This is a genomic window from Thioclava sp. ES.031 (assembly GCF_002563775.1).
Lineage (GTDB): Bacteria > Pseudomonadota > Alphaproteobacteria > Rhodobacterales > Rhodobacteraceae > Thioclava.
The window spans coordinates 2,827,040-2,849,888 of sequence record NZ_PDJO01000001.1 but is presented as its reverse complement, the minus strand read 5'-3'; the positions used below and the strand labels follow the sequence as shown (position 1 = coordinate 2,849,888).

The window sequence follows — 22,849 nt, the reverse complement described above, 5'->3', positions numbered from 1 at the left end:
CGAGCCCGGGCTTACAGGTCGAACTTCTTGCCCTTATGCGGCGCCCAGAGCTTCTTGTTGGTCAGGTAGAGCAGCGTGCTCAGCACCGCCAGCATCAGCACCGCGACGAAGCCCCAGCGCTTGCGCGATTCCAGCTTCGGCTCGGCCGTCCACATCAGGAAGGCGGACACGTCCTGGGCCATCTGTTCGACGGTGGCGGGCGTGCCGTCCTCATATTCGATGAGGTCTTCCGAGAGCGGCGGAGGCATGGCGATCCAACCACCCGGGAAGGTGTGGTTGCCGTAGAAATACGAGCCCGCCTCTTCCTTCTCTTCGCCGGTGTAACCGGTCAGGACCGAGTAGATATACTCGGGACCGCCGATGCCGCGGAAGAACTGGTTGATGCCGAGGCCGTAGGGGCCGTGGAAGCCCGCACGCGCTTTCGCCATCAGCGACAGGTCCGGACCCATGCCCATGCCGGAGATGAACGGGAAGTGGTCGGTCTCTTTGCCGGGGCGCTCTTCGCCGGTTTCCTTGTCCATCACGGTGAACTCGGCGGCATAGGCGCGCACCCAGGCCGGGTCCATCATCGGGCCGCCCTGATCAGCGAGCGTGCGGAAGGCGACATAGCGCAGGCCGTGGCAGGCCGAGCAGACCTCCCGGTAGACCTGGAAGCCGCGACGCAGCTGCTGTTGGTCGAAGGTCCCGAAGGGGCCCTCGAAGGAGAAGTCGATATCCTCGACATGGCTTTCGCCGCTTTCGGCCGCCATCGCCGGGGAGGTCAGGGCGCTTGCCCCGATCACCAGCGCCGACAGGGCAGAGATCAGAAGATGTTTCATTTGGTGTCCCTCTTCCTTACTCATTCAGCCGATTTGATGTCGTAGTGGTGGTTGAAGTCTTCCTCGATCGTCGCCGGCATCGGTTGCGGCTTCTCGATCAGGCCAAGCAGCGGCAGGATCACGAGGAAGTAGACGAACCAGTAGGTCGCGCCGATCAGCGAGATGTAGGGATAGATCCCGTCGGTCGGCATCGCGCCCACCCACATCAGCACCATGAAGTCGATCGCCAGCAGCCAGAACCACCATTTGAACATCGGGCGGTAGGCGCCCGAGCGCACTTTCGAGGTGTCGAGCCACGGGGCCAGCGCCATCACGAGGATCGCGCCGAACATCGCGAGCACGCCGAAGAACTTCGCGTCGACGATTCCGAAGGTGATCCAGTTGACGAACATCACGGCCCAGACGTCCGAGGTGAAGGCCCGCAGGATCGCGTAGAACGGCAGGAAGTACCATTCCGGCACGATGTGTGCGGGCGTCGCCAGCGGGTTCGCCTCGATGTAGTTGTCGGGGTGGCCGAGATAGTTCGGCATGAAGCCCACGACCGCGGCGAAGACCAGCAGGATCACGGCGAGCGCGAAGAGGTCCTTGATCACGAAATAGGGCCAGAAGGGCAGGGTGTCCTTCTCGGCTTCCGCTTTCGAGCCGGTGCGGACCGGAACGCCCGTCGGGTTGTTGTTGCCCGTGGTGTGGAAGGCCCAGATATGCACGATCACCAGCGCCGCGATCACGAAGGGCAGCAGGTAGTGCAGCGAGAAGAAGCGGTTCAGCGTCGCGTTGTCCACCGCCGGGCCGCCGAGCAGCCAAGCCTGGATCGACTCGCCGATGCCCGGGATTGCGCCGAACAGGCCGGTGATCACGGTCGCGCCCCAGAAGGACATCTGACCCCAGGGCAGAACGTAGCCCATGAACGCTGTGCCCATCATGCACAGGTAGATGATCATGCCGATGATCCAGGTGATCTCGCGGGGCGCCTTGTAGGAGCCGTAATAGAGGCCGCGGAAGATGTGGATATAGACGGCGAGGAAGAACAGCGAGGCGCCGTTCGCGTGAATGTAGCGCAGCATGTAGCCGCCATTCACGTCACGCATGATGTGCTCGACCGAGGCGAAGGCCAGATCGACATGCGGGGTGTAATGCATCACCAGAACGATGCCGGTGACGATCTGCAGCACGAGGCAGAAGGCCAGCACGATGCCCCAGATCCACCACCAGTTCAGGTTCTTGGGGGTGGGGATCATGATCGTGTCGTAGATCAGCCCGATGATCGGAAGACGCTTATGCGTCCATTTCTCGAAGCCCGTCTTGGGCTCGTAATGGTCGTGGGGAATGCCCGACATTTAAATGCCTCCTCAGCCCAGCTTGATGGTGGTTTCATCGGTGAACTGGGCCACCGGGATATCGAGATTGCGCGGTGCGGGGCCTTTGCGGATCCGGCCGGCGGTGTCGTAATGCGACCCGTGGCAGGGGCAGAACCAGCCGTGGTAGTCCCCGGAGCCGTTGCCGATCGGCACGCAGCCCAAGTGGGTGCACACGCCGATCATCACCAGCCACTCGCCCGCCTCGTCGAGCGTGCGGTTCTCGTCGGTCGCTTCGGCGCCCGGCTTGTTCGCGTTCTCGGCGGAGGTGTCGACCAGATCGGCGAGCGGCACTTCACGCCCCAGTTCGATCTCTTCCTCGGTGCGGCGGCGGATGAAGACCGGCTTGCCGCGCCATTTCACCGTGAGCTGCGTGCCGGTCTCGACGCCCGAGATGTCGACATAGATCGACGAGAGCGCCTTGACGTCGGCCGAGGCATTCATCTGGTTCACCAGCGGCCAGACGGCTGCGCCGGTCACCACCGCACCGGTGCCGGCGGTGGCGTAATAGAGGAAATCCCTCCGGGTGCCTGCGTTATTATCTGCGTGGGACACGTTGTCTCTCCTTCCCGGGCCCGCGAGGGGGCCGATAGTGACGTGCCGGGGCACGTCGCGAGGTGCCGCCAAACATGGCCGCTCTCATACCAATCACGAATTTGTCAGTCCAGAACACATTCGCCTGATTTTGCCCTGCGGGACAGTAAATTGTCGCTCTTGCAACAGATCACGCAGGGTCAATGGCCATACGCGCCGGGGAAGGCACCCTCGCGCGACAAGTTCGACGCGCAACTGCCGCTCCCGATTGGGGAAAAGCGATTCGTGGCCTGTAAAACATATAACAAATTCGCATTTTTGAAGATGATGGTTCTGCATCTGGCTCGGACCGTTGGCCGAGCGGAGGGCGGGCAAGCTGGAATACGCCGCCGCCATGTCGCTCAGTCGGGCGCGAGCAGGTAGCCCAGACCGCGCACAGTCTGCAGATAGCGCGGCTCGCGGGGGTCGCGCTCGATCTTTCGGCGCAGGCGCGTGATCTGAACGTCGACCGCCCGATCGCCGCCGCCTTCCTCGCCACTGCCGCGCTCGCGGCCCAGCTCCTCGATCAGTTCCGTGCGGCTGACCACGTCGCCCGCATGAGTCGCGAAGATGCGCATCAGCTGCACCTCGGTCGCGGTCAGCTTCACCAGCGCATCGCCATCCCACAGCTCGCCCCGCTCCTGATCGTATTTCAGCGGCCCCAGCGAGAGGTATTTCGGACCGCTCTCGGTCTCCTGCGGCACCCGGCGCAGGATCGCGTTGATCCGCAGCAGCAGTTCCTTCGGCTCGAACGGTTTCGCGAGATAGTCGTCGGCGCCCGCCTCCAGCCCCTCGATCCGTTCGCGCGTCTCGCCGCGCGCCGTCAGCAGCAGGATCGGCGTCGCGATCGATCTGGCGCGCAGATCGCGGGTCAGCGATAGCCCATCCTCGCCCGGCATCATCACATCCATCACGATCAGGCTGAATTCCAGCCCCGAAAGCAGCGCGCGCGCATGGCCCGCGTCGCGCGCGGCGGTAACGAGAAAGCCGTGACGCTGCAGAAAGCTCTTCAGCAGCGTCCGGATGCGCTCGTCATCGTCGACGATAAGGAGATGAGGGTCGGCCGAGTAGGGCATCAGTCGTCTTTCATCATTTGATAGAGCTTGTGCAAGTCGGGGCCCATCATCGCCTCGAGAACCTGCCGGAAGCCTGCCACCGCCTGCGGTCCTGCCGCGCGATAGGCTGAGCGCATCCGACCGCGCTGCGCCTCCGACAGCGCGCGTTCCAGCGTTTCCCCTTCCGCCGTCAGATGCAACCGCCGCTCGCGCTTGTCGCGAGTGCCGACGCGGCTTTCCACCAACCCGTCCTCGATCAGCGTGCGCAGCACCCGGTTGAGCGACTGTTTGGTCACGCCCAGAACCGCGAGCAGCGTCGTCACCGTCAGCCCCGGCTGGCGGTTGATGAAATGCAGCGCGCGGTGATGCGCGCGCCCGTAGCCGTATTCTTCGAGCAGACGGTCAGGATCGGCGGTAAAGGCGCGATAGGCGAAGAACATCGCCTCGATGCCTTTGCGCAATTGCTCGTCCGTCAGGAAAAGAAGTGTCTCGCCCCCGGGGCTTCCGCTATCTGCCATATCGTCCCTCTCTTTTGCGTGACTTTATGTCAGCCTTGTTGACTATCCAAGACTCAACTGCTACCGCAGAACAGTTTTGGCGCAACAAAGTGTCCACTTCGGACGTAAGTTGCGCAATATTCGTAAAATGGCGTGACTGCAAGGAGAGTAAGATGTCGGGCTCGTATGACGATCGTGACGGCAAGATCTGGATGGATGGACAGCTTGTGGAGTGGCGCGACGCCAATGTCCACATCCTGACTCACGCGCTGCATTACGCGTCCTCCGTCTTCGAAGGCGAGCGTTGTTACAACGGCAAGATTTTCAAAGGCGAAGAGCATTCCGCCCGCCTGCGCAAATCGGCGCAACTGCTCGACATGGAAATCCCCTATTCGGTCGAAGAGATCGAAAAGGCCAAATACGACATGCTAAAGGCCAATGGCTGGACCGACGCCTATGTGCGTGCGGTGGCCTGGCGTGGCGCGGGCGAGGATATGGGCGTCTCGGCACGCAAGAACCCCGTGCGTCTGGCCGTCGCTGGCTGGGAATGGGGCAATTACTACGGCGATGCGAAGATGCAGGGCGCCAAGCTCGACATCGCGAAATGGCGTCGTCCCGATCCGCGCACGATCCCGGCTGAAGCGAAGGCCGCCGGTCTCTACATGATCTGCACCATGTCCAAGCACGCCGCCGAAGATCGCGGCTATTCGGACGCGCTGTTCATGGACTGGCGCGGCTACGTGGCCGAGGCGACCGGTGCGAACATCTTCTTCGTTAAAGATGGTGAGGTTCACACGCCCAAGGCCGACGTGTTCCTCAACGGGATCACCCGTCAGACCGTGATCGGCCTGCTGAAGGAAAAGGGCATCACCGTCCACGAGCGCCTGATCGAGCCGACCGAACTGGCCGAGTTCGAGCAATGCTGGCTCACCGGTACCGCTGCCGAAGTGACCCCGGTCAGCCAGATCCGCGACTTCAACTTCGAGGTCGGCGCTCTGACCCGCGACATCGCCGAGACTTACGAGAAACTCGTGCGCGCCTGATCCGCGCTTGGGTCGAGAAAACAGAAGGGCGTGCCCCCCGGCACGCCCTTTCGCGTTTTCATAGCTCTCAAGCGTAAGTCAGATGGTCAGGTAGCTTCGGCCCGCTCGATCCGCAGGAACTGTTTCATCCGCGCGCCGTGGTCGGGCCGCCCGCGTTTGCTGAGCTCCTTGATCACAGGGTGGATGCCTTCGCGCCGTTGCAATTCGAGAAACCGCTTCACGCGCGGCCCTTCCGCCTTGAGTTCGGCGCGGTCGATGATGTGACGGGACATATCTTCCTCCTCTCGTCATCGCCTCTGATAGCGGGACTATAGCACGGTTCGACTGAGTCGTGACGCAGGGGCAGGCAGGTTTTTTGTCGCAGGCGGATCGGCGCTCAGCCTTGGGGCGTTGCGGCCTTGCGCGCGCGCTTGCGCTCCAGCCCCAGCCAATGCTCGCGCAGAATGATCGCGATGCCGGCCGCGATGATGAGCGCGGCCCCGGCCAAGGTCGCATGGCTCGGCACTTCCGAGAAGATGGTGTAGCCGATCACCAGCGCCAGCAGCATCGAGGCGTAGTCGAACGGCGCCACCAGCGAGGCATCGGCGAAGCGATAGGCCGAGGTGAGCATGATCTGCCCGGTGCCGCCGATCAGCCCTGCGAGGATCAGAAGCGTCGCCTCCCCCGCGGTCGGCACGACCCAACCGAAGGGCAGGGAGGCCAGCGAGAGCACCGAGGCGGTGCAGGAGAACCAGAAGACGATGGCCGAGGTGCGCTCCGTCCCGACCATGCGGCGGATCTGGATCTGCGCCAGCGCCGCGCAGGTTGCGCCCGCCAGCGCCAGCCCGGCGCCAAGCGCTTCCGCCCCGCCTTCCGGCCCGCTGCCGCCCAGCCGGGGCCAGAGCACGATCAGAACGCCGACCATGCCCAGCCCGACCGCCGAGAAGCGGAAGATCCGAACCGTCTCGCCCAGCAGGAGCGCCGCAAAGACGACGGTCAGCAAGGGGGCCGCATAGCCCAGAGCGGTCGCTTCGGGCAGCGGCAGGAAGGCAAGCGCTGCGAAACTCAGCGCCATCGCGGTTGTTCCCACGACGCCGCGCATGACGTGGTTTATCGGTTTTTCCACCCGCAACCCGCCATGCAAATCACCGCGCCACAGCAGCCACAGCAGGATCGGCACGATGCCGAAGAAGGAGCGAAAGAACACCGCCTCGCCCGGCGGCACCCGGTCCGAGACCGATTTGATAAGCGCCTGCATGATGACGAAGCCCGTGACCGTGCCGAGCTTCAGCGCGATCCCAAGGAGTGGCCGAGGGGTCTGGGTGGTAACGGGTGTCATGACCGCGATCAGATAGGCCATGCGCGGGGCGCGGCAATCGCTTTCATCGCGATACCTGCGCAAGCTGCTCGAGCGCCCATCGCGCGGCCTCGGCCACCACCGGATCGGGATCGTCCAGATGCGGGTGCGCGGCCTCGGCCAGTTTCGGATCCTCGGAATTTCCGATCGCATAGAGGACGTTGCGCAGGAACCGGTCGCGCCCGATCCGCTTGATCGGCGAGCCCGAGAACCGCGCCCGGAACCCCGCATCGTCGAGCGCGGCCAGTTCCGCCAGGGGCGGCGCGCCGACGCCGCCGTGATAGCGCGCCTCGCGCGCCTCGGCGGCGAACTTGTTCCACGGGCAGACGGCCAGACAGTCGTCGCAGCCATAGATCCGGTTGCCCATCTTGGCGCGCAGCTCCTCGTCGATCGGCCCCTTGTGCTCGATCGTGAGATAAGAAATGCAGCGCCGCGCATCGAGTTGGTACGGCGCGGGAAAGGCCTCGGTCGGGCAGATGTCGAGGCAGGCCGTGCACGACCCGCAATGGCTGATCTCCGGCGCGTCGGGCGGCAGCTCCACCGTGGTGAAGATCGCGCCGAGGAAGAACCAGCTGCCCAGATCGCGCGCCAGAAGGTTCGTGTGCTTGCCCTGCCAGCCTAGCCCCGAGGCCTCGCCCAACGGCTTCTCCATCACCGGGGCGGTATCGACGAAGACCTTGATCTCCTCGCCCTCCGGCGCCTGCTCCAGCAACCAGCGCCCGACGCGCTTGAGCCGCTTCTTCACCAGATCATGGTAATCCTTGCCCTGCGCATAGGCCGAGATCACCCCGTGATCGCGCGCCTTCAGCAGGTCCAGCGGGTCGTAATCGGGCGTGTAGGTCTCGGCCAGCATCACCACCGAGCGCCCCTCGGACCACAGCGCCGCCGGATCGCCGCGCCAGCCCATGCGCTCTTCCATCCAGCCCATCTGGCCATGCATGCCTGCGCCCACGAAGGCGGCCAGCCGCTCGGCGGCCTGCGGGATCGCGTCGGGCGTGGTGATGCGCGCCTTTGAGAAACCCTCGGCAAGGGCCGTCTCTATCAACCGCGCTTTCAACTCCGCACTCATGGCTTCGCCTTGGTCCAAATATCCCGGGGGGCCGCGCCGCAGGCCGGCGGGGGCAGAGCCCCCTCGGCGCGCGACGGATGCGGCCCGCATCGCACCGTGGCCGTATCCTTTCGAAGCCGGGCGGGCAAGGCAAGGGGCGGGGCGGCGCGCGTCAGCTGGCGAAATGCGCCGCCGCGTAAGCCGCGACCGCGCGGGCTGCGTCGGTAAGCGGCGCGCTCAGTGCCACGTAGCCGTCGGGCCGCACCAGCACCGCCGCGCCGTCGTGGCCGAAGATCTGCGCGAACGCCTCCGCGTGGTCGGGGACGGGGCGTAGTTTCAGGCTTTTGGCAAAGCGGCTCTGCGGGGCGGGGCCATCCCCCGCGCAGAGCAGGACGAACCCCGACGGATCGACCAGCTCCTGCGCGTGGGCCGGATGCCATGCCCCATCGCGGTCCACCTCCAACGGCGGGTCGGGGAGGCGCGCGCCCGGTGCGATGGTGCCGCGCGCATGCGGGCCGTCGGCGAGTGGTCCGCCCTCATAGCCGATCGCGATCTGGCCCATCCGGGCCGCGACTTTCTCCTGCACGAGATCGCGGCTGCCGAGATAGGGGCTGAGATGGTCGATCAGCATCCGGCGCATGGGCGAGGTCGAGGCCATGTTCGCGGTCAGCGCCTCGGTCCCGTGCAACAGATCGCGGATCACCGGCAGCCGCTCGGCTTCATAGCTGTCTAGCAGGCTTTCGGGCGCTTTGCCCTCAATCACCCGCGCGAGCTTCCAGCCGAGGTTCATCATGTCCTGCATGCCCGTATTCATTCCCTGACCGCCCGCGGGCGAGTGGATATGCGCGGCATCGCCGCCCAGCAGGAAGCGCCCAACGCGCAGCGTCCCGACCATCCGGCTGTTGATCGCGAAGCGCGAGGACCACTTGAGGTCATGCAGCGTCGCGGGCAGATGGGCACGGGCATCGAAGACCTGCTGCAGCGTCTGCAGATCGGGCTGCTCGCTGCCCGCGACATCGGAGGCGATGAGCCGGAAACGTCCGCCGCCCAAGGGAAACATGCCCAGAAAGCCGTCGCTGGAGGAGAAGATATGCAGTTCCTCGGGGGCGAGCGCGCCGCTGACCCTCTGGTCGCCGAGCACGAAGCCCTGACCCACGGATTTCCCCTCGAAGGGCAGATTGAGCGTGCGGCGGATCAGGCTATGCGCCCCGCCGCTGGCAATCACCCAATCGGGGCGCAGCTCTTCGAGCGTACCATTTGGACCGCGCAGCACCGCCATGGGGCGCGCCTGCGCATCGTGACCCTCGCGGGCGATCGCGACGAGTTCGGTGTCCCATTCGGTTTCGACCCCGACGGCCTTGCAGGCGTCGCGCAGCACGGCCTCGGTTTCGACCTGCGAGACGAAGAGGATGTAGGGGAAGCGGCTCTCGAGATGGGCGAAGTCGAGCCGGAAGAGCGGGGCGCCCTCGCCATAGAACTGCGCGATCCGGGTCTGCACGCCCCGCGCCACAAGGGTGTCTGCCAGACCGCGCTGCGCCAGCATCTCCAGCGTGCGGGCCTGAACCGCGATCGCGCGCGAGGTGGTGGCGGGGCGTGCAGATTTCTCGATCAGGCGGACGGGCACGCCTTGGCGGGCCAGTTCGTAAGCGGCAGTGAGACCGGTCGGGCCGGCCCCCACGATCAGCACAGGATGGGGCATGGCAGTCCTCGCTTTGCATTCCGGGCCAAGCTCCGGATCGGCTTGGGCCTGTTCCTGAGGTAGCGAAGCGAATGATTAAATCAATTGTTTGAAATTTGCGAGACGCGCACCTTTGCGTGAGCCAAGTTCGCGAAGGACCAAATGACTGCGCCGCCCGAACGGGTCGGACGGCGCGGTGTGAGACTGGCGGTGTCGGATAGAGGCGCGGGGCGCGTTCAGAAATCCAGCTCCGCATATTGCGACGCGGGCGGCATGCCGGGCAGCTGATCGGCCAGAAGCGAGCGGAAGGCCGGGCGCGACTTGATCTTCGCATACCAGTCCTTCACGGCCTCCTGCCGGTTCCAGTCGACGTCGGAGATATAGTCGAGGCAGCTCAGATGCGCGGCGGCCGAGAAATCCGCAAGCGTCATCACGTCGCCTGCGAGCCAGCGCCGCTGTTCCAGCAGCCAGCCCATGTAATCGAGGTGATACTTGATCGCGGACAGGCCCGCCTTCACGGTCTTGCTGTCCGGATAACCTTCCTTGCGGACCTTCTTCCAGACCCGCTCGCCCATGATCCGCGCGGTGACCTCGGAATTGAACTTGTCGTCGAACCACGCGCATAGGCGGCGCACCTCGTAGCGCGCGGCGGGATCGCGCGGCATCAGCGGTGCGTCGGTATGGGTCTCGTCGATATATTCGCAGATCGCCTGGCTCTCGGCCATCATCATGCCGTCCATCTTCAGCACCGGGACCTTGCCCGCCGGGTTGCGGCGCAGGAAATCGGGCTGCTGTTCCCAGTAGCGTTCCTCGACGAGTTCGACCTCGAGTTTCTTCTCGGCCAGCGTGAGGCGGACCTTGCGGCAGAACGGGGAGAGGGCGACATGGTAGAGGCGGATCATCGGGGCGACGCTCGCAATTCTCGTTTGGGGATTTGAAGAACTGATAACGGCGGGCGCGGGCGGGTTCAATGGCGACAAACCCGCCGATGGCGCTCCCTTGCCGGAAGGTGATCGGCACGGCACAGGTCGGATGTCTCCGGCGGGGATATTTTTGCCAAGCCGAAGGGGCGCGGGGACTAGGCTTTCGGTTTGGGTTTGCGCTTTGGTTTGGGGGCGGGCAGGGCGGTCTCGATCACGCTCAGAAGACCTGCGAGCCACTCCGTGTCTTCCCAGAGGTCCGGGTCGATCTGCCAGTGATCCTTGGCGCGCGGATAGGGTTTGCCTGCGACGGGCGCGTGGCCGCTGTCTTCAAGGTAGCGCGTGGCCTCGGGCAATTGCCGCACGAACAGCGTGTCGTCGCACAGAAGGGCCACTGTCTTGCCGCCCATATAGACCGCGTATTCGCCGAACATCGGCCGGGTCGCGATCCGGTCGCCGAGACAGTCGCGCAGCAGCGCCTCCGTCTCGGGCCGGGTGCCCATCAGAAGCTTTTGCGGGCGCGCAGCGCCGCCTGAATCGTGCCGTCGTCGAGATAGTCCAGCTCGCCCCCGATCGGCACGCCCTGTGCGAGGCTGGTCACTGCGATGCCGCGTCCTTCGAGCGCCTCGGCGATGTAATGCGCGGTGGTCTGGCCCTCGACGGTGGCGTTGAGGGCGAGGATCACCTCGGTGATGCCTTCCTCGGTGGCGCGCTCGAGCAGGTCGGGGATGCGCAGATCCTCCGGGCCGATCGCATCGAGCGCGGACAGCGTGCCGCCAAGGACGTGGTAGCGGCCCTTGAAGGCGTGACCGCGCTCCATCGCCCAGAGGTCGGCCACATCCTCGATCACGCAGATCTCGCCTGTGGCGCGTCTCTCGTCTTCGCAGATATCGCAGATCGGCGCGGTGGAGATATTGCCGCAGCGGCTACACTCGCGCGCGGTGCGGGCCACTTGCGCCATCGCCTCGGCCAAGGGGCCCATCAGCTGCGCACGTTTCGAGATCAGATGCAGCACCGCGCGCCGGGCGGAGCGGGGGCCGAGCCCCGGCAGCCGCGCCATCAGGGCGATCAGCGCCTCTATCTCGTCGCGCGCGCCGCTCATCGGATCAGACCGGCAGGTCCATGTTCTCGGGCAGGCCCAGCTCGCGCAGGAGGCGTTTCTGCTCTTCCTGCTCGCGGAACTTGGCCTTTTCCTGCGTGTCCTTGATCGCGGCGAGGATCAGGTCTTCGACGACTTCCTTCTCGGAGGCCTGCAGGATCGAGGGGTCGATGGAGAGCCCGGTCAATTCGCCCTTCGCGGTGGCGCGGGCCTGCACGAGACCGGCCCCGGCCTCGCCGGTGACGACGATGGATTTGAGCTCTTCCTGGAGCTCGCCCATCTTCTCCTGCATTTCCTTGGCGGCCTTCATCATCTTGGCCATGTCGCCCATGGCGCCCAATCCCTTGAACATCGCTTTCTCCGTCACGTTTGGCTTGAGTGAGAGATACGCATCGCTGCGCGAAGGGACAAGGGACAAGGCGGGAAAACGGCGCGGCAGGGCGGCGCATGCGATTGCGCAGGGCCGCCCTTGGCGTGGCTCAGCCTTCCTCGAAGGGGTCCCATTCGTCTTCGACCTCGGCCAGGGCCTCGGCCTCGATCGCGGCGGTATCTTCCTCGGGCAGGATTTCGATCTTCGCGCCGGGGAAGCGGGCGAAGATCTCCGCCACCAGCGGGTTCTTCATCGCCTCGGCTTCGGCCTTCGCCATTTCCTCGGCCTTCACCTCGGCAATCGTGGGCGCGCCGCCTTCGGAGACGACCGAGACGCCCCAGCGCGCGCCGGTCCAGCCTTGCAGCCGTGCCGAAAGCGTCGCCGCGAGATCGCGCGAGGCCTGCGGGGTCGGTTCGAACTCGATCCGGCCGGGGCGGTAATTCACGAGGCGCAGATTGCTCTCGACCTCCAGCAGCAGGGTCATGTCGCGCATCCGGGCGATCAGATCGACCACGTCGTCGAAGCTGGCGAAGCGGGCGAGCGCGTCAGCCATCGGATCGTGCTGCGGGGCAGGGGCCGCCGCAGCCACGGCCCCACCACCGGCACGCCGGGCGCGCAGCGTCGCGCCATGCACCGGCCCGGTCGAAGGCGCGGGGCCCCGGCCTGCGGCCTGGGTCTGGGTATTGCCCTGCTGGATCTTCTTGATCAGCGTTTCCGGGTCGGGCAGGTCGGCCACATGGGTCATGCGGATCACGGCCATTTCGGTCGCCATCATCGCATTGGGCGCGCTCGCGACTTCTTCGAGCGCTTTGAGCAGCATCTGCCAGAGCCGCGAGAGCACCCGCATCGGCAAAGCGGCCGCCATTTCCTGACCGCGATTGCGCTCCTCGGGCGGCACGGTCGGGTCTTCGGCGGCCTCGGGCGTGACCTTGATGACGGAGACCCAATGCGTGATCTCGGCCAGATCGCGCATGATCGCCATCGGATCGGCGCCATCGGCATATTGCGCGGCAAGTTCGGTCAAAGCCTCGGCGGCCTGACCGTGCAGGATCATGTCGAAGAGATCGAGGACGCGGGCGCGGTCGGCCAGACCCAGCATCGCGCGGACCTGTTCCGCGGTGGTCTCGCCGGCGCCATGCGCGATCGCCTGATCGAGCAGCGAGGTCGCATCCCGGGCGGACCCTTCGGCGGCGCGGGTGATCAGCGCGAGCGCGTCATCGGCGATCTCGGCGCCTTCGGCATCGGCGATCCGGCGCAGCAGCGCGATCATTTCCTCGGGCTCGATCCGGCGCAGGTCGAAGCGCTGGCAGCGCGAGAGCACGGTGACGGGCACCTTGCGGATTTCGGTGGTCGCGAAGATGAACTTCACATGGGCGGGCGGTTCCTCGAGCGTCTTCAGGAGCGCGTTGAACGCGCTCGTGGACAGCATGTGAACCTCATCGATGATGTAGACCTTGTAGCGTGCCGAGGCCGCCCGGTAATGCACGCTCTCGATGATCTCGCGGATGTCGCCCACGCCGGTGCGCGAGGCGGCGTCCATCTCCATCACGTCGACATGGCGGCCTTCCATGATCGCGCGACAATGCTCGCACACGCCGCAGGGATCGGTCGTGGGGGTGCCGTTGCCGTCGGGGCCGATGCAGTTGAGGCCCTTGGCGATGATCCGCGCCGTGGTGGTTTTCCCGGTGCCGCGAATCCCCGTCATGATGAAAGCCTGCGCGATCCGGTCGGCCGCGAAGGCATTCTTGAGGGTGCGCACCATCGGCGCCTGTCCGATCAGGTCGGCGAAGGTCTCGGGACGGTACTTGCGGGCGAGAACCTGATATTGGGTGTCGGTCATCGAAGCTCCGGTGTCATAGGCAGCCGTCAGACTAGGCCCCCGGGGCGTCGGCGTCCACCCGGCTCATTCCCATTCCATCTGGCTGAACACCGCCTGCGCGTTGCGTTTGGCGAGCGTGTCGAAATCCTCGAGATATTCGAACTGCGACTGGTCGACATTGACCGAGCCGATGATGTCACCGCCCTCGTCGATATAATCGGCCATCTGACTGCGCAGATTGGTCAGGTAATCATAGGTATCCTTCGTCGCGGTCGCGAGATCGGTGGCGGGGCCGTGGCCCGGAACGACATGAGCGGGCTCATAGGCGGCCATCGCCTCGAAGGCCTCGACCCAGCCGATCGAGGAGGACATGTCGAGCACGCCGAGGATGCGGCCCACGAAGACGATATCGCCGGTGAACATCACCTTGTCTGCAGGCAGCCAGACGAAGCTGTCGCCGGGCGTGTGGGCGGGGCCGGGATGGGTGATCTCGATCTCGCGCCCGCCGAGGGTGAGCGTGTAGCTCTCGTCGAAGGTCGTGTCGGCATAGACGGGGTCTGTGCCTGCGAGCGCCTCGTTGCCGACCAGCGCATCCAGCATCGTCAACTCCAGCGACGCGCGGGCCTCCTGGTCGGCGAGCGCATCCTCTGAGGTGATGATCTCGGCGCCATGCTCTTTCCAGTAGCCATTGCCGAGCCAGCGGTGATCCTGCCCGCCGGTGTCGATCACGTATTTCACCGGCTGGTCGGTGAGGGTGCCGATCACTTCGTCGAGCGCCGCCGCCCCTTTATAGGTGCCGCCCGCATCGACGAGCACCGCGCCCTCATCCGTGACGATCAGCCCGAAGGTCGCGTTATTGCCGAGGTTCTCGGCATCGCGCTGCCCGAAGGGGCCCTCGATGGCATAGGTGTTCGGTGCGACTTCGACGGTTTTGAGCGTGCCCGCGAAGAGCGGCAGAGGAAGAATGGCCAGAGCGGCCAGAGCGAAACGAAACATGGTGAAACCTCCCTTTTGACAGGAAGCTTAACGCGATGATGTCATCTCACAACCGGGCATGGTGACGCGGCGGCAAAACAGAAGCGAGCTTGTAGGGGATAGGGTGAGAGGCTGGACAGCGACCCAAGCGGGGCTCGTTGCGGCTGCTTCCTTCCGGACCTGACCGGGTTGGCGAGGCGCTCGCCCGCGCCAACCTCTCGAGGGGCGATATAGGAAACCCGGATCAGATTCGCAAGCGTTGTGCGGGAAGAGGTTGAAGGAGAGGGGGCGCTGCCCCCTCGGCGCGTCCGCGCCTCACCCCCGGGATATTTCAGCCAAGCCGAAAATGGGCTGATTTGCGCGGCCGGGACTTACTCGGGCTGGAAGCCGTGGATCAACTGGCGCAGGCCGATCAGCCCGCCGATCACGATAGAGGCCAGCGTGACCGGTGCGGAGAAGGAGAGCACGGCCATCGCGCTCACACCCTGGCCGATCGAGCAGCCGACCGCGATCGTGCCGCCGATCCCCATCAGGGCCGCGCCGCTGACCTGACGGCCCAGTTCGCGCGGGTCTTCGCAGGCTTCCCATTTGAAGAGGCCGCGAATGGCCGAGCCGAGGAAGGCTCCGCCCAGCACGCCCGCGACGAGACCCACGGAGAAGGTGAGCCCGCCTGCCGTGGAGGTCATGAAATAGAGGATCGTGCGCCCGAGCGGTGCGGTGAAGGACGGCGCCTCGACGCCGGTTTCGCCCATGCTCTCGGTGAAGAGATAGGAGGTGCCGACGTAGCACCAGACCACCGCGAGGCCCGCGGCCACGCCCCAGGCGAGGCGGCGCTTATCGGCGCGCAGCGGTTGATAGCTCAGCGCCCAGGCAAGGAAACCGGCGGCGACGGGCAGGGCGAAGACCAGGGGCGGAAGCCCGGTCCGCGCCGAGAGCCAATGCGCGATGCCCTGTGGAGTATCGGCGGCCTGCTGGTCGAAGATCAGAAGGCGCAGATGGGCGAGGGGGCCGGACAGCGTCACGAAGGCGAAGATGCCCATCACGACGACCACGACCATCGCACGCAGATCGCCGCCTCCGAAACGCACCAGCGCACCGAAGCCGCAATTGCCGGCGAGCGCCATGCCATAGCCGAAGACGAGCCCGCCCACGATCGAGGCGAGCGGCGACCATTTGATCGTGTGATAGAAGCTTCGGGTGATGTCGGCATAGCCGAGGGCCTCGGCCACGAAGGCGCCGGTGATCGCCACCCCTAGCACGATCCCCCAGAGACGCAGGCGCCTCTGGTCGTCGCCATAGGCCGCGCTTTCCAGCGCACCGAGGGTGCAGAAATCGCCAAGGCGCGCGGCAAGGCCGAGAATGATGCCGCCGATCGCCCCGACCATGGCTGCCAAGGCACCCATCGGAATCTGTTCCATTGCCCTTCTCCCCCCCGGATCACCCAGCGTCCGGTCTGATGGCGCACCGCGTTCAGTCGGTGGCGCAGAACATCTCGTAAATCGTCTCGACGAGGCGACGCGCACGCGGATCAGAGAGCGTGTAGTAGATCGCCTTGCCTTCGCGGCGTGCGCTGACGAGCCCCTCGAGGCGCAGCCGCGCCAATTGCTGGCTCACCGCGGCTTGGCGCGATTCCAGCAGGTTTTCCAGCTCGGTCACCGATTTCTCGCCCGAACTCAGATGGCACAGAATCATCAGCCGCCCCTCATGGGCGAGCGCCTTCATGAGGTTGGAGGCGTCTTGTGCGCGATCGAGTAGCTCTTCTGCATCCATGCGGGAACATCTCGACTCGGCCGTGGCAGAGGCAAGCTTTTCGGCATGACCGTCAGGCACCAGATGCCGCACCGCATCGTCCTTCCTTGGAAGCCGCACAGAGTGCGACCGTATTGATCGAATGACTCAGGCTTTAGCATGTCGATTCGCTGGAACAAAGCCCGAGAGCGCAAAAACCCGCCAAAAGCGAGACAAAAGCGCGCAGGTCAAACCTCAGTTCGATGGGGTCTGATACGTCGCGCCATTCTTTTTCAGGGCCTGATCGAGCAGGCCCCAGAAGAAATCTTCGCTCGCATAGCCTTCGATGCGGGCGACCTCGACCCCGTCCTGCAGCAGGATGAAGGTCGGTGTGAAAAGCGGTTTGCCCCCGGTGATCGTGATGTCGTCGGGGAAGGGTTTGTGCAGATCGACCCGCTGCAGCGGCGCAGTCTTGCCCTCGGGCGTCTTCGGATAGATCGGCGCAAGGTCGTTGTTCCACATCCGGCAATAGATGCAGCCGACCTGCTCGACCATCAAAAGCCGGAACTCGCTGTCGGCTATCGCCTCGCTGGTCTCGGCCTCGGAGGTGGCGGCGACCGTCGCGTCGGCGGCTTGCGATGCGGTATCGGCGCGCGCGACATCGCCCGTCGCGCCCAGCGTGATCGCCAGCGCCGCGATCATGGAAATCGTATGCCACACAATGCGGAACATTGACGGACCCCTTTTTACATATAAAGATCGTAATGTGTTTGACGGGCCCCTTCAAGGACGGTTGGGAGACCGAGGCCATATAGGCTAGGGCGCGTCACGAGGGAGGAAACAGTGCCGATCGATATTACCTATGGCGGGGCGTTTTTTGCTGGCCTGCTGTCTTTTCTGACGCCGTGCATTCTGCCGATGGTGCCGTTCTACCTGTCCTACATGGCCGGGCTTTCGATGTCCGAGCTGCGTGGCGACGGCAAGATCGCGCCGGGCGCGCAGGCGCGCATGGTGGCCTCTTCTGTGGCCTTTGCGCTGGGCGTGACCACGATCTTCGTGCTGATGGGGATGGGGGCGACGGCGCTGGGGACTGCATTCCGCGAATGGATGGGGCCGCTGAGCTGGGTGGCCGCGGCGATCCTGCTGGTCTTCGGTCTGCATTTCCTCGGCGTGATCCGCATCCCGTTCCTCTATCGCGAGGCGCGGATGGAGGCGAAGACCGATCCCACGACCTTCCTAGGCGCCTATGTGATGGGGCTCGCGTTCGGCTTCGGCTGGACGCCCTGTGTCGGCCCCGCGCTTGCGGCGATCCTGATGGTGGCGTCGGGCATGGGCGATATCTCGAAGGGCGGGCTGCTGCTCTTTGCCTATGGGATCGGGATGACCTTGCCCTTCATCATCGCGGCCTTCTTCACGCGGCCCTTCCTCGCTTTCATGGCGAAGCACCGTGCCAAGCTCGGCTATGTGGAAAAGGCGATGGGGGTTATGCTGATCCTGTTCGCAGTTCTCATCGTGACCGGGGGGCTGCGCTACATTGGTGAGTTTCTGATCGACGTCATGCCGAGTGGGAGTCTCGGCTGACCGTCTGTTTCTAGGGAGGACGATCATGCGTCATTTTCTGACTGCCGCTTTCACCGCCGCGATGCTGGCCCTGCCGGCCCATGCAGCCGAGATGGGCGATGACGGGCTGCACAAGGAGCCGTGGTTCCACGACACGTTCAAGGACATGTCGGACGATCTTGCGACTGCCAATGACGAGGGCAAGCGCTTCATGGTCATCTGGGAGCAGCGCGGCTGCATCTACTGCAAGAAGATGCATGAGGAGGTCTTCTCCGACCCCGAGATCGCGCAATACATCACCGACAACTACTACGTCGTGCAGATGAACCTCTTCGGCGATGTCGAGGTGACCGATTTCGACGGCGAGGCTTTGCCCGAAAAAGAGATGGCGATGAAGTGGGGCGTGATGTTCACGCCGACCATGATGTTCTTCCCCGAGGAAGCCACCGACCAGCCCGCCAACAAGCAGGCGGTCGCGCAGATGCCGGGGGCTTTCGGGAAGGGCACGACGATGGCTCTGTTCGAGTGGGTAAAGACTCACGGCTATGAGAGCGGGCAGAACTTTCAGAAGTACGTTGCCGAGAAAGTTATGGCGAAGTGAGCGCTCTCTTGGCGATTCTGACAGAGTCGTGATCGCTTGCTTGCCAGTGCAGCATTCGTGCTGCGCCCGCGAATGTTTCTGATTTTGCTAAAAAAATCTTGGGTATACGGCTGTATGCTTCGATATATCCGAGTGAACATATTGGAAAATATGCGGTTTTTTGAATTTATCCATTGCACCACTGTAGCGCGCTCGCTTAAAAGTGAGTCAGGGAGAGAATTTGGGAGGACTTCTATGAAACGCCACGTTGCGTGGGCCGCAATGGCCGTCACCTTCGCAGCCAGCGCCGCGATCGCAGAAACCGCGCCGATGGATGTCAGATTCACCGATGTGGGCGCGGTGACCGAGTCGCTGACCGGCCAGCCGGGCGATGCAGCTAAAGGCGCAGAAGTCGCGGCGACCAAGTCGCTGGGCAACTGCGTGGCCTGCCATAAGGTCTCGGCGCTCGACGCGTCGTTCCAAGGCAATGTCGGCCCGGAACTGAACGGTGCCGGTGACCGCTGGGACGAGTCGCAGCTGCGCGGCATCGTCGTCGATGCCAAGCACACGTTCGAGGGCACGGTAATGCCGGCGATGTATAAAACCGGTCCCTTCATTCGCCCCGGCGATGGTTACACCGGCAAGGCTGCGCCTGCCGATCTGCCGCCGATTTTGAATGCACAACAGGTTGAGGATGTGGTCGCTTTCTTGATGACCCTCAAGGACGAGTGACCCTCTGAACGACAAACCCGAGAGGAGAAGATACAACATGACCATGACCAGACGTGACGCGCTGGCGCTGGCGATGGGCGGCGTTGCCGCTTCCATGCTGCCGCTGCCCGCGCTGGCCGATGCCGGTGCCGACGCCATCGCCAAGTTCACCGGCGGCGCCGATGCCGCAATGGGTGACGGCGTCACCCTGACCGCGCCGGAAATCGCCGAGAACGGGAACACCGTTCCGATCTCCGTGGATGCGCCCGGCGCAACCGAGATCGCGGTCTTCGCGACCGGCAACCCGACGCCCGACGTCGTGACCTTCAAGTTCGGTCCGATGGCTGGCTCGCAGATGGCTTCGACCCGCATTCGCCTCTCGAAGACCCAGGACGTTATCGCTGTCGCCAAGATGGCTGACGGTAGCTTCGTCCAGGCGAAATCGACCGTGAAGGTCACCATCGGCGGCTGCGGCGGCTAAATTCGGTATCTGAGGAGACAAGACCATGAAAGGCGTGAGACCCCGCGTAAAAGTGCCGAAAACTGCTTCGGCCGGTGACACGATCACCATCAAAACCCTGATCTCGCACCCGATGGAATCGGGCCAGCGCAAGGATAAAGACGGCAACGTCATCCCGCGCGAGATCATCAATCGCTTCACCTGCGACTTCAACGGTGAGAACGTCGTCGACGTGACCCTCGAGCCGGCGATCTCGACCAATCCCTATATCGAGTTCGAGGCGAAAGTCCCGGAATCCGGTGAGTTCAAGTTCACCTGGTACGATGACGACGGCTCGACCTACGAAGACAGCAAAAAGATCGAAGTGAGCTGATCGGCCGTCAAGGCTAGCGGCGCGTGAGGGAGCGCGCCGCCTCACCAAAAACAGAGAACCGCGCCTGTTTGGGGAGATCGATGGGCGCGGGGCACACCCAGGGAGGACACAGAATATGACGTTGCGCACCAGCCGCACCATCCTTGCCGCCACTGCAGCCTTCGCGCTCAGCACCGCGGCGCTGCACGCCGAAATGGCGGATGACGAGCTCGTCATCAACGGCGACACCCCGATCACGGTGAAGGCGCCCGCCGCCCCTCACCTCGAAGGGCACCTCGACGAGGTCTATTCCGGCTGGCTCTTCCGTACGGATGAGACCCGCGCGATGGAACAGGACGACTTCGACAACCCGATCATGATCTTTGCCGAGCAAGGCCAGGAAGCCTGGTCGACCGCTGATGGCTCCGAAGGCAAATCCTGCGCGGATTGCCACGGCGATATCAGCGAAGGCATGAAAGGCGTCCGCGCCGAGATGCCGAAGCTGAACGAAGCCGGCAAGCTGTGGTCGATGGAAGATTTCATCAACGACTGCCGCACCAACCGCATGGGCGCCGAAGCCTGGGGCTGGGACAGCGGTTCGATGAAGAACATGACCGCCGCAATCGCGGTCGAGTCGCGTGGTATGCCGGTCGCGGTCAAGATCGACGGCGACGCCCAGCCTTTCTGGGAGAAGGGCAAGGAGATGTACTACACCCGCTACGGTCAGCTCGAGCTGTCCTGCGCGTCGTGCCACGAAGAGAACTACGGCAACTTCATCCGCGCTGACCACCTCAGCCAGGGCCAGATTCAGGGCTTCCCGGTCTACCGTCTGAAGAACGCGGGCGTGGTTTCGATCCACAACCGCTTCAAGGGCTGTATCCGCGACACGCGCGCGGAAACCTATAGCCCGGGTTCGGACGAGTTCCGCAATCTTGAGCTCTACGTCGCCTCGCGCGGCTTGGGTCTCGACATCGAGGGCGGCGGCGTCCGTCCCTGACCTTTGACTTGATGCGCGGGGCAGGGGCCTCCCTGTCCCGCGCGTTTCGTTTCAACATATTCAATTTTTAATATCTGTTTGAATTTGTTTGTCAATTTACCCGAATGAAACGACCGCCGGGCGCACGGGCCCGGTGAGAAGAAGGAGACACATCGCATGATTTCCCGGCGGGAATTTCTTCAGGCGAGCTTGGCCGCCTCGACTATCCTCGGTGCTTCGGGCCTGTCGCGCTGGTCGCGCGCCATGGCACAGCAGTCGCTGACTCAGGACCAGCTCCTGCAGTTCGAACCGCTGGGCAACGTGACGCTGATCCACATCACCGACATCCACGCGCAAGCGATGCCGATCTATTTCCGCGAGCCGGAAATCAACCTCGGCGTGGGTGAGGCCAAGGGCCGTCCGCCGCATGTCACCGGCGCGGATTTCCTCAAGATGTTCAACATCGAGCCGAACAGCCCCGACGCCTATGCGCTGACCTACGAGAACTTCACCGATCTCGCGAAGTCCTACGGCAAGATGGGCGGCATGGACCGCGTGGCGACGATCGTGAAAGCGATCAAGGCCGAGCGTCCCGAAGCGCTGCTGCTCGATGGCGGCGACACCTGGCATGGCTCGATGGTCGCGCTGAAGACCAAAGGCCAGAACATGGTCGACGTCATGAACACGCTCGGCGTCGAAGCGATGACCTCGCACTGGGAATGGACCTATGGTCAGGACCGCGTGAACGAGATCGTTGACGGCCTTCCCTTCCCCTTCCTCGGCGCGAACATCTTCGACGCGGAGTGGGACGAGCCCGCCTACGAGCCCTACAAGATCTTCGAGCGCAACGGCACGCAGATCGCGGTCATCGGTCAGGCCTTCCCCTATATGCCGATCGCCAACCCGGGCTGGATGTTCCCCGACTATTCCTTCGGCATCCGCGAAGAGCGTATGCAGGCGATGGTCGACGAGGTCCGTGCGAAGGGCGTCGATCTGGTCGTCTGCCTGTCGCATAACGGCTTCGACGTGGACCACAAGATGGCGAGCCGCGTGAAGGGCATCGACGTGATCCTCACCGGTCACACCCATGACGCCATTCCGGAGCCGGTCCTCGTGGGCGAGACGATCCTGATCGCCTCGGGCTCGAACGGCAAATTCGTCTCCCGCGTCGATCTCGACGTGCGCGACGGCAAGATGATGGGCTTCCGCCACAAGCTGATCCCGATCTTCTCCGACGTGATCGAGCCCGACAAAGAGATGACCGACGTCATCATGGGCCATCGCGAGCCCTACAAGGCCGAACTCGAGGAAGTCGTGGGCGAGACGAACTCGCTGCTCTATCGCCGCGGCAACTTCAACGGCACCTGGGACGACCTGATCTGCGAAGCGATGCTGTCCGAGCAGGACGCCGAGATCGCGATGAGCCCGGGCGTGCGCTGGGGGCCGTCGCTGATCCCGGGGCAGAAAATCACCATGGAAGACGTGCTCAACGCCACTTCGATGACCTATGGCGAGAACTATCGCACCGAGATGACGGGCGAGCTGATCAAGACCATTCTCGAAGACGTGGCCGACAACATCTTCAACACCGACCCCTACTATCAGCAGGGCGGGGACATGGTTCGAGTGGGTGGCATGGGCTACCACATCGACGTTTCGAAGCCGATCGGCGAGCGGATTTCCAACATGACGCTCCTGAAGGACGGCTCCGATATCGACCCGGCACGCAACTACGTCGTGACGGGCTGGGCCTCGGTCAACGAAGGCACCGAAGGGCCGCAGATCTGGGACGTGATCGCCGATCACCTGCGCAAGATCAAAACCGTTGACTTGAAACCGAATGACTCGGTGGTCGTGACCGGCATTTAAGCCGGTCCCGCCCGTCGATGATTGCGC

26 protein-coding genes and 1 other RNA gene are annotated in these 22,849 nt (G+C 64.1%); 8 read left to right on the top strand and 19 right to left on the bottom strand.

Annotation, left to right across the window (positions count from 1 at the left end):
* Positions 1-11: 11 nt before the first annotated feature.
* The 5 genes from AXZ77_RS13585 to AXZ77_RS13565 all read right to left on the bottom strand — a co-directional run bounded on the left by AXZ77_RS13585 (position 12) and on the right by AXZ77_RS13565 (position 4,319).
* Positions 12-818, bottom strand: coding sequence for a cytochrome c1 (locus tag AXZ77_RS13585; RefSeq protein WP_078542806.1), 807 nt, complete (start codon positions 816-818; stop codon positions 12-14).
* Positions 819-838: 20 nt separating this feature from the next.
* The gene (gene petB / locus AXZ77_RS13580; protein ID WP_098411555.1) at positions 839-2,155 is read right to left on the bottom strand and encodes a cytochrome b; all 1,317 of its coding nucleotides are present in this window, start codon (positions 2,153-2,155) and stop codon (positions 839-841) included.
* Positions 2,156-2,167: 12 nt separating this feature from the next.
* The gene (gene petA / locus AXZ77_RS13575) at positions 2,168-2,728 is read right to left on the bottom strand and encodes a ubiquinol-cytochrome c reductase iron-sulfur subunit (RefSeq protein ID WP_098411554.1); all 561 of its coding nucleotides are present in this window, start codon (positions 2,726-2,728) and stop codon (positions 2,168-2,170) included.
* A 380-nt stretch (positions 2,729-3,108) separates the two neighbouring features.
* A complete protein-coding gene (locus tag AXZ77_RS13570; RefSeq protein WP_098411553.1) occupies positions 3,109-3,822 on the bottom strand; it encodes a response regulator in 714 nt (237 codons plus the stop codon).
* Positions 3,822-4,319: a MarR family winged helix-turn-helix transcriptional regulator gene (locus AXZ77_RS13565; RefSeq protein WP_075775697.1), complete on the bottom strand. Its 498-nt coding sequence runs from the start codon at positions 4,317-4,319 to the stop codon at positions 3,822-3,824. The genes AXZ77_RS13570 and AXZ77_RS13565 overlap by 1 nt, the downstream gene beginning before the upstream one ends.
* Positions 4,320-4,471: 152 nt before the next feature.
* Between AXZ77_RS13565 and AXZ77_RS13560 the strand changes: the two genes are divergently transcribed.
* Positions 4,472-5,341, top strand: a complete 870-nt coding sequence (locus tag AXZ77_RS13560; RefSeq protein ID WP_078547823.1) for a branched-chain amino acid aminotransferase — start codon at positions 4,472-4,474, stop codon at positions 5,339-5,341.
* An 86-nt stretch (positions 5,342-5,427) separates the two neighbouring features.
* Here AXZ77_RS13560 and AXZ77_RS13555 read toward each other — a convergent pair whose 3' ends face one another.
* The 14 genes from AXZ77_RS13555 to AXZ77_RS13490 form a co-directional block, all read right to left on the bottom strand.
* Entirely contained in the window at positions 5,428-5,613 is a 186-nt protein-coding gene (locus AXZ77_RS13555; RefSeq protein ID WP_078520166.1) for a hypothetical protein, read from the bottom strand.
* A gap of 104 nt (positions 5,614-5,717) precedes the next feature.
* Positions 5,718-6,659, bottom strand: coding sequence for a DMT family transporter (locus AXZ77_RS13550; RefSeq protein ID WP_255266503.1), 942 nt, complete (start codon positions 6,657-6,659; stop codon positions 5,718-5,720).
* 43 nt (positions 6,660-6,702) lie between these two features.
* Entirely contained in the window at positions 6,703-7,746 is a 1,044-nt protein-coding gene (queG, locus tag AXZ77_RS13545; RefSeq protein ID WP_098411551.1) for a tRNA epoxyqueuosine(34) reductase QueG, read from the bottom strand.
* A gap of 151 nt (positions 7,747-7,897) precedes the next feature.
* A complete protein-coding gene (locus AXZ77_RS13540) occupies positions 7,898-9,424 on the bottom strand; it encodes an FAD-dependent oxidoreductase (protein WP_098411550.1) in 1,527 nt (508 codons plus the stop codon).
* A 215-nt stretch (positions 9,425-9,639) separates the two neighbouring features.
* Positions 9,640-10,305 carry a glutathione S-transferase family protein gene (locus AXZ77_RS13535; RefSeq protein ID WP_098411549.1) on the bottom strand — a complete coding sequence of 222 codons (666 nt, stop codon included), beginning with the start codon at positions 10,303-10,305 and terminating at the stop codon, positions 9,640-9,642.
* A gap of 176 nt (positions 10,306-10,481) precedes the next feature.
* Positions 10,482-10,826 carry a TfoX/Sxy family protein gene (locus tag AXZ77_RS13530; RefSeq protein WP_098411548.1) on the bottom strand — a complete coding sequence of 115 codons (345 nt, stop codon included), beginning with the start codon at positions 10,824-10,826 and terminating at the stop codon, positions 10,482-10,484.
* On the bottom strand, positions 10,826-11,425 hold the full coding sequence (gene recR, locus AXZ77_RS13525) for a recombination mediator RecR (protein WP_098411547.1): 600 nt from the start codon (positions 11,423-11,425) through the stop codon (positions 10,826-10,828). The genes AXZ77_RS13530 and recR overlap by 1 nt, the downstream gene beginning before the upstream one ends.
* Before the next feature lie 4 nt (positions 11,426-11,429).
* Entirely contained in the window at positions 11,430-11,774 is a 345-nt protein-coding gene (locus AXZ77_RS13520) for a YbaB/EbfC family nucleoid-associated protein (RefSeq protein ID WP_078520159.1), read from the bottom strand.
* A 127-nt stretch (positions 11,775-11,901) separates the two neighbouring features.
* The gene (locus tag AXZ77_RS13515; RefSeq protein WP_303741011.1) at positions 11,902-13,662 is read right to left on the bottom strand and encodes a DNA polymerase III subunit gamma/tau; all 1,761 of its coding nucleotides are present in this window, start codon (positions 13,660-13,662) and stop codon (positions 11,902-11,904) included.
* A gap of 33 nt (positions 13,663-13,695) precedes the next feature.
* Positions 13,696-14,607 carry an MBL fold metallo-hydrolase gene (locus tag AXZ77_RS13510; protein ID WP_098411546.1) on the bottom strand — a complete coding sequence of 304 codons (912 nt, stop codon included), beginning with the start codon at positions 14,605-14,607 and terminating at the stop codon, positions 13,696-13,698.
* 102 nt (positions 14,608-14,709) lie between these two features.
* Positions 14,710-14,806: signal recognition particle sRNA small type (gene ffs / locus AXZ77_RS13505), an RNA gene on the bottom strand.
* Positions 14,807-14,957: 151 nt separating this feature from the next.
* Positions 14,958-16,004 (bottom strand): YeeE/YedE family protein, encoded by a 1,047-nt coding sequence (locus tag AXZ77_RS13500; protein ID WP_098411545.1) that lies wholly within the window; start codon positions 16,002-16,004, stop codon positions 14,958-14,960.
* Positions 16,005-16,056: 52 nt separating this feature from the next.
* On the bottom strand, positions 16,057-16,356 hold the full coding sequence (locus tag AXZ77_RS13495; RefSeq protein ID WP_098411544.1) for a helix-turn-helix transcriptional regulator: 300 nt from the start codon (positions 16,354-16,356) through the stop codon (positions 16,057-16,059).
* Between the two features lie 213 nt (positions 16,357-16,569).
* Positions 16,570-17,046 carry a hypothetical protein gene (locus AXZ77_RS13490; RefSeq protein WP_255266502.1) on the bottom strand — a complete coding sequence of 159 codons (477 nt, stop codon included), beginning with the start codon at positions 17,044-17,046 and terminating at the stop codon, positions 16,570-16,572.
* A gap of 111 nt (positions 17,047-17,157) precedes the next feature.
* Here AXZ77_RS13490 and AXZ77_RS13485 point away from each other — a divergent pair, with 111 nt between their 5' ends.
* The 7 genes from AXZ77_RS13485 to soxB all read left to right on the top strand — a co-directional run bounded on the left by AXZ77_RS13485 (position 17,158) and on the right by soxB (position 22,822).
* Positions 17,158-17,895, top strand: coding sequence for a cytochrome c biogenesis CcdA family protein (locus AXZ77_RS13485; RefSeq protein ID WP_255266501.1), 738 nt, complete (start codon positions 17,158-17,160; stop codon positions 17,893-17,895).
* Positions 17,896-17,920: 25 nt separating this feature from the next.
* Complete coding sequence (locus AXZ77_RS13480) at positions 17,921-18,475, top strand: thioredoxin family protein (protein WP_098411543.1); 555 nt, start codon at positions 17,921-17,923, stop codon at positions 18,473-18,475.
* 234 nt (positions 18,476-18,709) lie between these two features.
* Positions 18,710-19,186 carry a sulfur oxidation c-type cytochrome SoxX gene (gene soxX, locus AXZ77_RS13475; RefSeq protein WP_098411542.1) on the top strand — a complete coding sequence of 159 codons (477 nt, stop codon included), beginning with the start codon at positions 18,710-18,712 and terminating at the stop codon, positions 19,184-19,186.
* Between the two features lie 37 nt (positions 19,187-19,223).
* Entirely contained in the window at positions 19,224-19,646 is a 423-nt protein-coding gene (gene soxY / locus AXZ77_RS13470; RefSeq protein ID WP_098411541.1) for a thiosulfate oxidation carrier protein SoxY, read from the top strand.
* Positions 19,647-19,671: 25 nt separating this feature from the next.
* The gene (soxZ, locus tag AXZ77_RS13465; RefSeq protein ID WP_098411540.1) at positions 19,672-19,998 is read left to right on the top strand and encodes a thiosulfate oxidation carrier complex protein SoxZ; all 327 of its coding nucleotides are present in this window, start codon (positions 19,672-19,674) and stop codon (positions 19,996-19,998) included.
* A gap of 115 nt (positions 19,999-20,113) precedes the next feature.
* On the top strand, positions 20,114-20,974 hold the full coding sequence (gene soxA / locus AXZ77_RS13460) for a sulfur oxidation c-type cytochrome SoxA (protein ID WP_098411539.1): 861 nt from the start codon (positions 20,114-20,116) through the stop codon (positions 20,972-20,974).
* Between the two features lie 156 nt (positions 20,975-21,130).
* On the top strand, positions 21,131-22,822 hold the full coding sequence (soxB, locus tag AXZ77_RS13455; protein WP_098411538.1) for a thiosulfohydrolase SoxB: 1,692 nt from the start codon (positions 21,131-21,133) through the stop codon (positions 22,820-22,822).
* Positions 22,823-22,849 lie beyond the last annotated feature (27 nt).